Origin of the sequence: Paraburkholderia pallida (assembly GCF_004524855.1) — a bacterium.
Classification (GTDB): Bacteria; Pseudomonadota; Gammaproteobacteria; order Burkholderiales; family Burkholderiaceae; genus Paraburkholderia; species Paraburkholderia oxyphila.
The window spans coordinates 1812288-1826103 of the sequence record NZ_CP038149.1 but is presented as its reverse complement, the minus strand read 5'-3'; the positions used below and the strand labels follow the sequence as shown (position 1 = coordinate 1826103).

Sequence of the window (13816 nt, the reverse complement as noted above, 5' to 3'; positions counted from 1 at the left end):
GCGTAATACAATACGGCGGCCTTTCCGATTTCACGCGCAAGCGCGCCCACCGAGATGCTCGCAGAACAACGTCACCAGTACATCCTTTCTGAAGTGAACCGGACCGGCGCGCTTTCGGTGGCGGATCTCGTGCGCGAATTGCGGGTCTCGCGCGAGACGATCCGGCGCGACCTCAATACGCTCGCCGGGCGCGGGCTGCTCGTGACGACTCATGGCGGCGCGCTGTCCAGCGACCGCAGCGAGCCGGACCTCGATGTGCGCGAGGCCGCCAATGCGAGCGCCAAGCGCGCCATCGGCGAGCGCGCAGCAGAGTTCGTGCCCGACGGCGCGTCCATCATCATCGATTCGGGCAGCACGACGCACGCGCTCGCGCGCGCGCTCATCGACCGCCATCGCCTCACGGTCTACACCAACGACTGGCGCATCGCGCTCCTGCTCGGGCGGCGCAACGAGAACCGCGTGACGCTGCTGGGCGGCGAGCTGTCCGATCAGGAAGAGGCCACCTTCGGCCTCGATACGGTGCAGCAGCTCGCCCAATATCACGTCGATTACGCGTTCGTCGGCGCGGGCGGCATTACCGCCGACGGCTGGCTGACCGACTACACGCGCATGGTCGCCGAGGTGCGCAGCCGCATGCTCTCGGCCGCCGCCTGCGCGGTCGTCGTGGCGGACCACTCGAAGTTCGGCCGCGTCACGCCGGTGCGCATCAACGGCTTCGAGCGCGCCCGTTACGTGATCACCGAGCTCGCGCCCGAAAAGGGCATTGCCCGCGCCATTGCCGCGCGCGGGCCCGAGCTTCTCGTCGCCTGATTTTCTTTTCCTGAGCCTCCCACCGGCGCGGCGCGCGTACGCACCGCGCGCCTTGTCCTGCCCGCCGCTCCGGGTGACTCCCCGATCTGATCGCCGCATGCGCGTCGCCGCTGGGGTTTTCGCACGCGGTGTCATATGCTTATTTTTGGCGAATTGTGGAATTTTCTGACATTCGCCACAATCGTCATTGCCCTGTCACGAAAACCTGTGATTCTTGCCGGGCCCGTTCAGACGGGGCCGGCGCGCGAGACGGGGCGGCTCCTGGTGTGCCATGCGGCACGGCGGTTTTAGGGTGGCAACGGCGGATTGCAGACAATCTGCAATCCGTGCGCCGCACCGGACGGGCATAACAGGCGGCGCAGTCCGCTGACGTTCGACATTCGACTAAGCACGCATCGGGTATCCCCGAGCACAAGGTTTTTGCCTTCGGAGAGCGACATGAACCACAGGAATTCCCATCGCGCAGGTTTCGCGCGCAAGGTGCTGCCCATGGTGGCCGCCGCCACGCTGCTGCAATGCGCGGCAATGAGCGCCCACGCCGCCGGCGCCGTCGTGCTGTACACGGCCGACGGCCTCGAAAATCTCTACAAGGACGTCCTGCCTGCCTTCGAGAAGAAGGAAGGCGTCAAGGTCAATATCGTGACGGCCGGTAGTGGCGAAGTTGTGAACCGCGCCAATGTCGAAAAAGATTCGCCGAAGGGCGACGTGATCGTCACGCTGCCGCCGTTCATCCAGCAGGCGCAGCAAGGCGGCCTGCTGCAGCCGTACCAGAGCGTGAACTACAAGAACGTGCCGGCCATGGCGAAGGCCTCGGACGGCTCGTGGGCGACGTTCGTGAACAACTACTTCTCGTTCGCGATCAACCCCGAAGTCGTGAAGAACCAGCCGAAGACGTTCGCCGACCTCCTGCACCCGGATTATTCGGGCAAGGTCGCGTACTCGAACCCGGCCACGGCCGGTGACGGCATGGCCGTGATCATCCTCACGACCTCGCTGATGGGCGAAGACAAGGCGTTCGACTATCTGAAGAAGCTCGAGCAAAGCGCCAAGTTCCACACCAAGGGCACCGGCTATCTCGACGTGCTGCTCTCGCGCAACGAAATCTCGGTGGCCAATGGCGACCTGCAGATGGATCTCGACGATGCAGCCAACGGCGGTCTCTCGCTCAAGCCGATCTTCCTCGCCGCCGACGCGGGCGGCCATCCGACGACGTTCCAGCTGCCGTACGCGATCGGCCTGATCAAGAATGGTCCGAACCAGGCGGAAGGCAAGAAGCTGATCGACTATCTGATGTCGACGGAAGTGCAGTCGAAGGTGCCGGATATCTTCGGCATTCCGGGCCGCACGGACGTGGCGCTCACGGGCAAGAACGGCGAAGCGGTCAAGCAGGCGATCCAGGGCGTCAAGCTGATTCCGGTGGACTGGAACCAGGTGATGGCGAAGAAGGCCGACTGGACCACGCGCTGGAAGAACGAGGTGATCGGCTCGTCGGGCAAGCAGCTCGAAGTCGTGAAGCCGCAGTAAGGCGTTTGAGCAATATCTGAGTACTTTGTATGGGACCAGAGCCAGCGCTTTTTGAGCGCGGGCTCTGGTCGACCGTTTTGCAGGAGAAGAACCCGGTGAATACCGCAAGCCTTGCGTCGGGCCAGATGGCCCGCGCACTGCCGGATGTGTCCGGCCTGACCGATACCTCCGATGCGTCCAGCTTCGGCGGCGCAGCGGGCGTGCAGATCGACCGCCTGAGCGTGCGCTTCGGCACGCGCACGGTGCTCGACGATCTGTCGCTCACCATCCGCCGCGGCGAATTGCTGACCGTGCTGGGCCGCAGCGGTTGCGGCAAGACTACCCTGCTGCGTTTCATCGCCGGGTTCATCGAAGCCGATGCGCTCGCGGGCTCGCTCACCGTCGCGGGCCGCGACCTGACCCACGTGCCGCCGCATCAGCGCAACCTGGGACTGCTGTTCCAGAGCTACGCACTCTTTCCGCATCTTTCGGTGTTCGAGAACGTCGCGTTCGGGCTCAAGGCGCGCCGCGTGCCGTCGCGCGACATCGCGCGGCGCGTGGCCGACGCGCTCAAGCTCGTGCAGCTCGGCGACGCGGGCCACGTCATGCCCGCCCAGCTCTCGGGCGGCATGCAGCAGCGCGTGGCGCTCGCGCGCGCGCTCGTGATCGAGCCGGACGTGCTGCTGCTCGACGAACCGCTTTCGGCACTCGACGCCAATCTGCGCGCCTCGGTGCGCTCCGAGCTCAAGGCGCTGCACGAGCGGCTGCCCGACCTCACGATCGTCTGCGTGACGCACGATCAGGACGATGCGCTGGTGCTATCCGACCGTACGCTCCTGATGCGCGATGGCCACATCGCGCAGCTCGGCACGCCGCAGCAGCTCTACGACACGCCCAACGACGCCTACGTCGCGCGCTATCTGGGCGCGGCGAACCTCTTGCCGCCGAGCGTGGCGTTCCCGGTGGGCGATGCGCGTCACGACGTGCGCGACAAGCTCGCCTGCCTGCGCCCCGAAAGCCTGCGCATCGCGCCGCTGGGCGAAGGCAGCCTGCACGGCACGATCGAGTCCGTCGAATGGTATGGCTCGGTGCTCTCGGTGCCGGTCCTGCTCGACGCGATGCCCAACGATCCGGTGCTCGTCACCATGCAACGCGGCCACGGCATGACGCCGGAAAAAGGCATGCGTGTTTCCCTGCGTTACGAGGCTGACGATGTCGTCCTTATCAACCCCTGATTCCGCTTTCCCGGGTGCGCCGCTGCCAGGCGCGGAAGCGCACGCGGCCGCCGCGCGTCGCCGCGAGCGGCGCGCGCAATGGCATATCGCCTTTCTGCTCGTGTTCGTGCTGGGGCCGCTCGTCGTCTATCCGCTCGTGCGGCTCGTGCTGCTCAGCCTGACCGGCGCGCATGGCCTGAGCTTGCACGCCTATGAGGCGTTCTTCGGCAATCCCGATTCGCGCGGCGTGATCGGCACGACGTTGTGGATCCTGTTCCTCAGCGCGGGCCTCGCCTCCGTGCTCGGCGTGGCGATCGCCGCGATCCTGTTCTTCAAGCCGTTTCCGGGCGCGCAGCTCGTGACGCGCTTTCTCGAACTGTTCGTGGCGTTTCCGTCGTTTCTCGTCGCCTTCACGCTGATCTTTCTGTACGGCTCGCAGGGCTCGGTGAGCATCGGCCTGCAGCGGATCTTTCATCTGCAGGCGCCGCCGCTCGATTTCCTGTTCGGCATCGGTGGGGTCGTGCTCGCGGAAGTGGTGTTCTATGCGCCCTTCGTCGTGCGCCCGACGCTCGCCGCGTTCTCGCTGCTCGACATGCGTCTGATCGAGGCCGCGCGCAGCCTGGGCGCGAACAACCGCATGGTCGCCGCACGCGTGATCCTGCCGCTCGCGTGGCCGGGCATCGCCGCGGGCACGATTCTGTGTTTTCTGCTGACGTTCAACGAGTTCGGCATTCTGCTCGTGCTCGGCAGCGCGCATCTGGTCACGCTGCCGGTGGCGATCTATAGCTCGGCGACCGTCGATCTCGATCTGCCGACCGCCGCCGCGGGTGCCGTCGTGATGCTCGCAATGTCGCTTTCCCTGTATGCGCTGTATCGGCGCGTGAATCGCCGCAGTCATGGAGGCGCGCGCAATGGCAAATAATCCTGCAACCAATCCCGTGGCGGCGGCTTCGGACCACATCGCCCTGCCGCCGAAGCATCTGCGTGCGCGGCCCGTCGAGCGCAGCGTTCTCGCGCGCTTTGGCAGCGGCGTGCTGCTCGCGCTCGCCGCATTGCTGTGCTTCTGGCTCTTCGTGCTGCCGGTGATCGTCGTCGCACTTTCGAGCGTGGCCTCGCACTGGTCGGGCACGATACTCCCCGACGGCTTCAGCACGCGCTGGTTCGAGCGCCTCGGCTCGAGCGACTTCGACGCGCTCACCACGAGCCTTGAGGTCGGCTTCGGCGTGGCGGTGCTCGGCACCGCACTCGGCCTGTGGCTAGCGCTGGCGCTCGAAGGGCGCGACCGGCGCGGCCTTGGCGCCATTGCCGACGCGCTCGCGATGGTCCCCAACGGCGTGCCGAGCGTGGTGCTCGGGCTTGCAGTGCTGATCGCCTATCACAAGGCGCCGGTGGATCTGTCGAGCTCGGCGGCGATTGTCGTGTTCGTGCAGCTCGCGCTGGTGCTGCCGTTTTGCTATCGCTGCGCGGCGGCGGGGCTGCGCCCCGAGCTGACCGTGCTGCGCGAAGCGGCCGCGAGCCTCGGCGCGCCGCCCGCGATGGTGCTGCGCCGCGTGGTGCTCCCGCAGTTGGTGCCGGCGATCCGCGCGAGCCTCGCGCTGGGCTTCGCGATCTCGCTCGGCGAGCTCGGCGCGACGCTCACGGTGTATCCGCCGGGATTCGCAACGGTGCCGATCGTCGTGGTAGGCGCAGTCGAGCGCGGGTATTACCTGCCCGCTTCGGCGCTCTCGCTGATCCTGCTGATCGTGTCGCTGGCGGCACTGTCGCTGATTGCCGCGCGCGTGCCGCGCCGGCGTGCGGACTGAAACGATGGACGGCATGCGCACCGTTGCGCTGCACCGTCTCGCAGGACCGGCCGGGGACGATGCGGACCCGGCAGACGAGCGGGATCGCGGCCTGAGCGCCGTGCGCCTGCCGGCAATGACGCGCGATGCCGATCTGCGAAGCGCGTCGCGCGCCGAAGTGGCGACGCCGCTCGCGCTGGTGCGCCAGCATTCGCTGGCCGACCTCGTGCGCGACGAGATCGAGCGCTGCATCGCGCGCGGCCAGCTCGCGCCGGGTGCGAAGCTCGTCGAAACCGAATGGGCCGCGCGGCTGCAGGTCTCGCGCGGACCCGTGCGTGAAGCGTTTCGCGCACTCGAGCAGGCGGGGCTGGTGCGCAACGAGAAGCATCGCGGCGTGTTCGTGCGCAGCGTGTCAGGCGCGGAGGCGGATGAGCTTGCCTCGCTGTGCTCGGTCCTCGAAGAGGCGGCGTGCCGGATGCTGGCGGCGCGTATCGACGCGGCGCAGGTTGGCGCGCTGCACGAGCGGCTCGAGGCAATGCGCACCGCGCTCGCCGACGAGGATGCGTTTGCGCGCGCGTGCGAAGCCTTTCGCGACGCACTGGTCGAGGCGGCCGGCAACGGCAAGCTGTACGAGGCCTGGCGGCGCGCTGCCAACGAGCGGCGGCTGTCGCCGCGCGAACAGCAGAGCGAGGCGGCGCGACAGGCGTCCTGCGCGCGGCATCGGGCGGTCTTGAACGCACTCGCCTCGCGCGACGCCGACGAGGCGGTCGCCCAGATGCGCACGCAGGAGAAACACGATGAACGGGACGTCGATGACGTCCGTTGACTGGCTGAGTAATTGCGCGCTGGCGCGATCGGCAATAGGAGGATGGGCAGCATGGCACTGAGTCTGGAAGATATTCGCGGCTTGTTCGAGCAGCATGGCGGGCAGGCCTATAGCGGCGAGCTCGTGACGCAGCTCGAGCACGCGCTGCAAAGCGGCGCACTGGCCGAGGAGGAAGGGGCGAGCGAGGAACTCGTGGCGGCGGCCTTCCTCCACGATCTCGGACATCTGCTCAATCGCCAGGGCGAAACGCCGACTGAGCGCGGTATCGACGACCTGCACCAGTACTACGCGCTGCCGTTCCTGCGGCCGATTCTGCCGGCAAGCGTGCTGGAGCCGATCCGGCTGCACGTCGATGCGAAGCGCTATCTGTGCGCAACCGACGAAGCATACTTCGGTCGCCTGTCACCTGATTCGGTGCGCAGCCTCCAGCTGCAAGGCGGCATTTTCGACGCCGATGGCGCGCGCGAATTTGCCGAGCGCCCCTTTGCCGACGACGCGGTGCGCCTGCGCCGCTGGGACGACCTCGCGAAGATCGAGGGCAAGCAAACGCCGGGACTCGACCACTACCTGCAGATCGTCGATCGCGTGATGCAACGCCACGTGTGAGTCGGTTTCGCGTCTTTTTCGAGGGGGCTCAAAAACCCCCTTGCCAGATGACATCCCTGTGACTAGAATTCAGTCCCTTCGCTTGCGGCGGTTTGCGCAGCGAAGGCCGCCGCGAGAAACGGCGGGGTGCGGGGAGTCGACAGTTTTTAAACGGTGACGTTAAAAAAGATGTTGACGAAACGCGAAAGAGTCTGCATAATCTCGTTTCTCTGCTGCTGACGCAGCAACGCAGAAAACGCCGGGCAGTAATGCAGTAAGCCGGTGGGTTTCGCGATCGATCTTTAAAAATTTACAGCCGATAAGTGTGGGCGCTTGATGAGTTTCAGCGGCCTGACTGGTTCTTCGGAGCCGGACAGGAGTAGCGAAAGTATCAAGAGTCTCACACTAAAGTAAGTCAGGTTTTTGAATTTATTCAAATTCCTGTCAGCTTTGAGTGAGCGACCGGTTCGAAAGAACCGAAAACAGTAACAGGTTTGAACTGAAGAGTTTGATCCTGGCTCAGATTGAACGCTGGCGGCATGCCTTACACATGCAAGTCGAACGGCAGCGCGGGAGCAATCCTGGCGGCGAGTGGCGAACGGGTGAGTAATACATCGGAACGTGTCCTGTAGTGGGGGATAGCCCGGCGAAAGCCGGATTAATACCGCATACGATCTACGGATGAAAGCGGGGGATCGCAAGACCTCGCGCTATAGGGGCGGCCGATGGCGGATTAGCTAGTTGGTGGGGTAAAGGCCTACCAAGGCGACGATCCGTAGCTGGTCTGAGAGGACGACCAGCCACACTGGGACTGAGACACGGCCCAGACTCCTACGGGAGGCAGCAGTGGGGAATTTTGGACAATGGGGGCAACCCTGATCCAGCAATGCCGCGTGTGTGAAGAAGGCCTTCGGGTTGTAAAGCACTTTTGTCCGGAAAGAAATCCTTTTCGATAATACCGAAGGGGGATGACGGTACCGGAAGAATAAGCACCGGCTAACTACGTGCCAGCAGCCGCGGTAATACGTAGGGTGCGAGCGTTAATCGGAATTACTGGGCGTAAAGCGTGCGCAGGCGGTGATGTAAGACCGATGTGAAATCCCCGGGCTTAACCTGGGAACTGCATTGGTGACTGCATCGCTGGAGTATGGCAGAGGGGGGTAGAATTCCACGTGTAGCAGTGAAATGCGTAGAGATGTGGAGGAATACCGATGGCGAAGGCAGCCCCCTGGGCCAATACTGACGCTCATGCACGAAAGCGTGGGGAGCAAACAGGATTAGATACCCTGGTAGTCCACGCCCTAAACGATGTCAACTGGTTGTCGGGCCTTCATTGGCTTGGTAACGTAGCTAACGCGTGAAGTTGACCGCCTGGGGAGTACGGTCGCAAGATTAAAACTCAAAGGAATTGACGGGGACCCGCACAAGCGGTGGATGATGTGGATTAATTCGATGCAACGCGAAAAACCTTACCTACCCTTGACATGTATGGAATTCTGCTGAGAGGTGGAAGTGCCCGAAAGGGAGCCATAACACAGGTGCTGCATGGCTGTCGTCAGCTCGTGTCGTGAGATGTTGGGTTAAGTCCCGCAACGAGCGCAACCCTTGTCCCTAGTTGCTACGCAAGAGCACTGGGAGACTGCCGGTGACAAACCGGAGGAAGGTGGGGATGACGTCAAGTCCTCATGGCCCTTATGGGTAGGGCTTCACACGTCATACAATGGTCGGAACAGAGGGTTGCTGCCGCGAGGTGGAGCCAATCCCAGAAAACCGATCGTAGTCCGGATCGCAGTCTGCAACTCGACTGCGTGAAGCTGGAATCGCTAGTAATCGCGGATCAGCATGCCGCGGTGAATACGTTCCCGGGTCTTGTACACACCGCCCGTCACACCATGGGAGTGGGTTTTGCCAGAAGTGGCTAGTCTAACCGCAAGGAGGACGGTCACCACGGCAGGATTCATGACTGGGGTGAAGTCGTAACAAGGTAGCCGTATCGGAAGGTGCGGCTGGATCACCTCCTTTCCAGAGCTCACCGCTTAAGCTTGTTAAAGCGCTCACACTTGTCGGCTGTAGAAAAGACAGACTCAGGGGTCTGTAGCTCAGTCGGTTAGAGCACCGTCTTGATAAGGCGGGGGTCGATGGTTCGAATCCATCCAGACCCACCACTTTGTCTGCATAAGGCGAAAGCGGATCCCTCGAGCATGTATGACTGGGGGATTAGCTCAGCTGGGAGAGCACCTGCTTTGCAAGCAGGGGGTCGTCGGTTCGATCCCGTCATCCTCCACCAATCTTCAATGCCTAGTGTCCGGTAGAAACACAAACCGGGTATTACGCATTGGCGATTGAGCCAGTCAGAGCGATGTGAGTAAAACCATATCGGCTGTCGTTCTTTAACAATCAGGAAGAAATAGTAAAGAGATTCATCTGAAACACACTTAGAGATGGGTGTGGAGTAAGTGAATCAGGGTTGTGATTGTATCAATGTATTTTTAAGTGATCGAAAGATTGCCTTGAAATACGGCGCAACACGAATACTCAACCTGTAATGAGTGGTCCGACGCGAGCAATCGCCGCAAGACACACCCGTTATAGGGTCAAGCGAACAAGTGCATGTGGTGGATGCCTTGGCGATCACAGGCGATGAAGGACGCGGTAGCCTGCGAAAAGCTACGGGGAGCTGGCAAACAAGCTTTGATCCGTAGATGTCCGAATGGGGAAACCCACTCCGTATGGAGTATCCATGGCTGAATACATAGGCCATGTGAAGCGAACGCGGCGAACTGAAACATCTAAGTAGCCGCAGGAAAAGAAATCAACCGAGATTCCCAGAGTAGTGGCGAGCGAAATGGGACCAGCCTGTACTCTTTATCTGTATTGTCAGCCGAACACTCTGGAAAGTGTGGCCATAGTGGGTGATAGCCCCGTAGGCGAAGGCAGTATGGAAGAACTAGGTGTACGACAAGTAGGGCGGGACACGTGAAATCCTGTCTGAAGATGGGGGGACCATCCTCCAAGGCTAAATACTCGTGATCGACCGATAGTGAACCAGTACCGTGAGGGAAAGGCGAAAAGAACCCCGGAGGGGAGTGAAATAGATCCTGAAACCGCATGCATACAAACAGTCGGAGCCTCGCAAGGGGTGACGGCGTACCTTTTGTATAATGGGTCAGCGACTTACATTCAGTGGCAAGCTTAACCGAATAGGGCAGGCGTAGCGAAAGCGAGTCCGAACAGGGCGTTCAGTCGCTGGGTGTAGACCCGAAACCAGGTGATCTATCCATGGCCAGGTTGAAGGCACGGTAACACGTGCTGGAGGACCGAACCCACTAACGTTGAAAAGTTAGGGGATGAGCTGTGGATAGGGTGAAAGGCTAAACAAACCCGAAATAGCTGGTTCTCTCCGAAAACTATTTAGGTAGTGCCTCGTGTATCACCTTCGGGGGTAGAGCACTGTCATGGTTGAAGGGTCCATTGCGGATTACTTCGCCATAGCAAACTCCGAATACCGAAGAGTGCAATCACGGGAGACAGACATCGGGTGCTAACGTCCGGTGTCAAGAGGGAAACAACCCAGACCGCCAGCTAAGGTCCCCAAATATGACTAAGTGGGAAACGAAGTGGGAAGGCTAAAACAGTCAGGAGGTTGGCTTAGAAGCAGCCACCCTTTAAAGAAAGCGTAATAGCTCACTGATCGAGTCGTCCTGCGCGGAAGATGTAACGGGGCTAAGTCATATACCGAAGCTGCGGATGCGAGCTAGTCTCGCATGGTAGGAGAGCGTTCTGTAAGCCTGCGAAGGTGCATCGGAAGGTGTGCTGGAGGTATCAGAAGTGCGAATGCTGACATGAGTAGCGATAAAGGGGGGTGAAAGGCCCCCTCGCCGTAAGCCCAAGGTTTCCTACGCAACGTTCATCGGCGTAGGGTGAGTCGGCCCCTAAGGCGAGGCAGAAATGCGTAGCTGATGGGAAGCAGGTCAATATTCCTGCACCATTGTTGAATGCGATGGGGGGACGGATCGCGGAAGGTTGTCCGGGTGTTGGAAGTCCCGGTCCTTGCATTGGAGAAGGCGCTTTGGCAAATCCGGGCGCGGAATTCAAGGGTGCGAGGCCATCCACCTAGGTGGAGAAGCAACTGGAAGTGGTTCCAAGAAAAGCCTCTAAGCTTCAGTTCAACAGTGACCGTACCGCAAACCGACACAGGTGGGCGAGATGAGTATTCTAAGGCGCTTGAGAGAACTCGGGAGAAGGAACTCGGCAAATTGGTACCGTAACTTCGGGATAAGGTACGCCCTGGTAGCTTGACTGGCTCGCGCCAGAAGGGTGAAGGGGTTGCAATAAACTGGTGGCTGCGACTGTTTAATAAAAAACACAGCACTCTGCAAACACGAAAGTGGACGTATAGGGTGTGACGCCTGCCCGGTGCCGGAAGATTAAATGATGGGGTGCAAGCTCTTGATTGAAGTCCCGGTAAACGGCGGCCGTAACTATAACGGTCCTAAGGTAGCGAAATTCCTTGTCGGGTAAGTTCCGACCTGCACGAATGGCGTAACGATGGCCACACTGTCTCCTCCCGAGACTCAGCGAAGTTGAAGTGTTTGTGATGATGCAATCTCCCCGCGGCTAGACGGAAAGACCCCATGAACCTTTACTGCAGCTTTGCATTGGACTTTGAACCGGTTTGTGTAGGATAGGTGGGAGGCTATGAAGTGTGGACGCTAGTCTGCATGGAGCCGTCCTTGAAATACCACCCTGATCTGTTTGAGGTTCTAACCTTGGTCCGTTATCCGGATCGGGGACAGTGCATGGCAGGCAGTTTGACTGGGGCGGTCTCCTCCCAAAGGGTAACGGAGGAGTACGAAGGTACGCTAGGTACGGTCGGAAATCGTGCTGATAGTGCAATGGCATAAGCGTGCTTGACTGCGAGACTGACAAGTCGAGCAGGTGCGAAAGCAGGTCATAGTGATCCGGTGGTTCTGTATGGAAGGGCCATCGCTCAACGGATAAAAGGTACTCTGGGGATAACAGGCTGATACCGCCCAAGAGTTCATATCGACGGCGGTGTTTGGCACCTCGATGTCGGCTCATCTCATCCTGGGGCTGTAGCCGGTCCCAAGGGTATGGCTGTTCGCCATTTAAAGAGGTACGTGAGCTGGGTTTAAAACGTCGTGAGACAGTTTGGTCCCTATCTGCCGTGGGCGCTGGAAGTTTGAGGGGGCCTGCTCCTAGTACGAGAGGACCGGAGTGGACGAACCTCTGGTGTACCGGTTGTGACGCCAGTCGCATCGCCGGGTAGCTATGTTCGGAAGAGATAACCGCTGAAAGCATCTAAGCGGGAAACTCGCCTCAAGATGAGACTTCCCCGGGAACCAGATTCCCTTGAAGGGTCGTTCGAGACCAGGACGTTGATAGGTCAGGTGTGGAAGCGCAGTAATGCGTTAAGCTAACTGATACTAATTGCCCGTAAGGCTTGATCCTATAACAGGTGTGTCTGCCTCCGCAGAGGAGGAAAGAGGACGCACAGGTTGAGAGATCGCGTGTTGTGCCGGAAACAACACAACCCCAATCAGCAAAAACCTCTTTACGCTTCTTCCAGATTGGCTGTGGCGCCAGGTTCACCAGAACCCGTGCGACGCAGCAACCCGTCAAGCCTGATGACCATAGCGAGTCGGTCCCACCCCTTCCCATCCCGAACAGGACCGTGAAACGACTCTACGCCGATGATAGTGCGGATTGCCCGTGTGAAAGTAGGTAATCGTCAGGCTCCTTATGCAGTATGTCCAGAACCCCGGTGGCTCCGAAAGAGCACCGGGGTTCTGGCGTTTACGCGCGCAAAACACCCCAAAATCATGCGCATAAAAAAAACAGCCGTCGCTTTGACGGCTGTTTTGCATTCGGCATTCGAAAGACTGCAGTTCACTGCGCAGCTTTAGTCTTCTGCGTTGCTGCAAGCGCATCGGGCGTCGAAATTGCAGCGGCATCTGCGAGTTGTTCCTGCGTGAGCTCTTCGAGCAACGCCATATCGCGAGCAATCACCTGCGGGAGATGCGCCCGCAGAAATTCCACCCAGGTTTTCGTTTTCGCATCGACGAATTTGCGCGACGGATACAGCGCATATACGTGGTTCTTCTGCAGGATGTGCTGGGGCAGCACGCGCACGAGCGTGCCGTTGCGCAGACCTTCTATTGCCGCATACACCGGCAGCATGCCAATGCCCATTCCTTCACGAATCGCTACCGCCAGCGACTCCGCAATGTTCACCTGAACCGGACCGTCCACGTGCATCTCGACGTTGCCTTCGGGCCCTTCGAGCACCCATTCATGCGCGGGCGCAGTCGGCGTCTTGAGGATCAGGCAGTCGTGATGCGCGAGGTCGGCTGGCGTGCGCGGCGCGCCGTGCGTATGCACATACGCCGGTGATGCGCACAGGATGCTGCACGACGAACCCAACTGGTGCGAAACGAGATCGGAGTTCGGCAGCGAAGCCGCAGTGACCACCGACACGTCGCTGCTGCCCTCGAAAAGATCGGGCATGCGTTGCGAGAGCGTAAGCTCGACCGTCACTTCGGGGTGCAAAGCACGATAGCGCGAAATCGCGGGCAGCACGTACTGTTGCCCGATGCTCGCGAAACTGTGCATACGCAACGCCCCCGCGGGACGCTCGTGGGCGCAACTGGCTTCTTCTTCGGCGTTGTCGACGTCCGCGAGAATTTGCGAGCAGCGTTTCAGATAACGTTCGCCGGCGGGCGTGAGGGCGAGTCGGCGCGTCGAGCGGTTCAGGAGGCGCGTACGCAGATGCGCCTCCAGTTCCGAGACTGCGCGCGACATCGCGCCCGTGGTTGAATCGAGCGACTGGGCCGCGGCGGTGAAACTGCCGGCTTCGACAACGCGGACAAACACCCGCATATTTTGTAGCGTATCCATCAGACCTTCTTCAAGAACTTCTTGTTCGGCACGAAAACCGTATTGTCCGCCTTGCGGACCCCGACATTGTTGAGCGATCTGGAACGGAGGTTCCCCGCCCGTCCCGTTAATTCGCTCAACTGACGCTCCTACAATCGGCGCTGGTCGACCCAGGTTGGCGCTTTAACGCTCACCGGGTC

At 60.7% G+C, this 13816-nt stretch carries 8 protein-coding genes, 2 tRNA genes and 3 rRNA genes; 12 read left to right on the top strand and 1 reads right to left on the bottom strand.

The window, feature by feature from the left end; translation table 11 throughout:
* Positions 1-54: 54 nt before the first annotated feature.
* The 12 genes from E1956_RS23280 to rrf all read left to right on the top strand — a co-directional run bounded on the left by E1956_RS23280 (position 55) and on the right by rrf (position 12477).
* Positions 55-810, top strand: a complete 756-nt coding sequence (locus E1956_RS23280) for a DeoR/GlpR family DNA-binding transcription regulator (RefSeq protein WP_134753311.1) — start codon at positions 55-57, stop codon at positions 808-810.
* 438 nt (positions 811-1248) lie between these two features.
* Positions 1249-2334 (top strand): 2-aminoethylphosphonate ABC transporter substrate-binding protein, encoded by a 1086-nt coding sequence (gene phnS, locus E1956_RS23275; RefSeq protein ID WP_134753309.1) that lies wholly within the window; start codon positions 1249-1251, stop codon positions 2332-2334.
* Between the two features lie 95 nt (positions 2335-2429).
* The gene (phnT, locus tag E1956_RS23270; protein WP_232071559.1) at positions 2430-3548 is read left to right on the top strand and encodes a 2-aminoethylphosphonate ABC transport system ATP-binding subunit PhnT; all 1119 of its coding nucleotides are present in this window, start codon (positions 2430-2432) and stop codon (positions 3546-3548) included.
* Positions 3526-4449 (top strand): 2-aminoethylphosphonate ABC transporter permease subunit, encoded by a 924-nt coding sequence (locus E1956_RS23265; RefSeq protein ID WP_134753307.1) that lies wholly within the window; start codon positions 3526-3528, stop codon positions 4447-4449. Before phnT ends, E1956_RS23265 begins: the two co-directional genes overlap by 23 nt.
* Positions 4439-5329, top strand: a complete 891-nt coding sequence (phnV, locus tag E1956_RS23260) for a 2-aminoethylphosphonate ABC transport system, membrane component PhnV (RefSeq protein WP_134753305.1) — start codon at positions 4439-4441, stop codon at positions 5327-5329. The genes E1956_RS23265 and phnV overlap by 11 nt, the downstream gene beginning before the upstream one ends.
* A gap of 115 nt (positions 5330-5444) precedes the next feature.
* Entirely contained in the window at positions 5445-6134 is a 690-nt protein-coding gene (locus E1956_RS23255) for a GntR family transcriptional regulator (protein ID WP_134754783.1), read from the top strand.
* A 51-nt stretch (positions 6135-6185) separates the two neighbouring features.
* A complete protein-coding gene (locus E1956_RS23250) occupies positions 6186-6740 on the top strand; it encodes a phosphonate degradation HD-domain oxygenase (RefSeq protein WP_134753303.1) in 555 nt (184 codons plus the stop codon).
* Positions 6741-7215: 475 nt separating this feature from the next.
* A 16S ribosomal RNA gene (locus E1956_RS23240) occupies positions 7216-8741 on the top strand.
* Between the two features lie 66 nt (positions 8742-8807).
* Positions 8808-8884, top strand: a tRNA-Ile gene (locus E1956_RS23235).
* A 46-nt stretch (positions 8885-8930) separates the two neighbouring features.
* Positions 8931-9006 (top strand) — tRNA-Ala (locus tag E1956_RS23230).
* Between the two features lie 305 nt (positions 9007-9311).
* Positions 9312-12191: ribosomal RNA gene (locus tag E1956_RS23225) — 23S ribosomal RNA — on the top strand.
* A gap of 172 nt (positions 12192-12363) precedes the next feature.
* Positions 12364-12477, top strand: a 5S ribosomal RNA gene (gene rrf / locus E1956_RS23220).
* Together the 16S, 23S and 5S rRNA genes with 2 tRNA genes alongside form the textbook arrangement of a ribosomal RNA operon.
* A gap of 152 nt (positions 12478-12629) precedes the next feature.
* Here rrf and E1956_RS23215 read toward each other — a convergent pair.
* Entirely contained in the window at positions 12630-13637 is a 1008-nt protein-coding gene (locus E1956_RS23215; RefSeq protein WP_134753301.1) for a LysR family transcriptional regulator, read from the bottom strand.
* Positions 13638-13816: the final 179 nt, after the last annotated feature.

Excerpts from the sequence above, each read along its gene's own strand:
- E1956_RS23215 (WP_134753301.1), bottom strand. The coding sequence starts at position 13,637 with ATGGATACGCTACAAAATATGCGGGTGTTTGTCCGCGTTGTCGAAGCC.
- E1956_RS23280 (WP_134753311.1), top strand. The coding sequence starts at position 55 with ATGCTCGCAGAACAACGTCACCAGTACATCCTTTCTGAAGTGAACCGG.
- E1956_RS23250 (WP_134753303.1), top strand. The coding sequence starts at position 6,186 with ATGGCACTGAGTCTGGAAGATATTCGCGGCTTGTTCGAGCAGCATGGC.
- E1956_RS23265 (WP_134753307.1), top strand. The coding sequence starts at position 3,526 with ATGTCGTCCTTATCAACCCCTGATTCCGCTTTCCCGGGTGCGCCGCTG.
- phnV (WP_134753305.1), top strand. The coding sequence starts at position 4,439 with ATGGCAAATAATCCTGCAACCAATCCCGTGGCGGCGGCTTCGGACCAC.
- E1956_RS23255 (WP_134754783.1), top strand. The coding sequence starts at position 5,445 with ATGACGCGCGATGCCGATCTGCGAAGCGCGTCGCGCGCCGAAGTGGCG.
- phnS (WP_134753309.1), top strand. The coding sequence starts at position 1,249 with ATGAACCACAGGAATTCCCATCGCGCAGGTTTCGCGCGCAAGGTGCTG.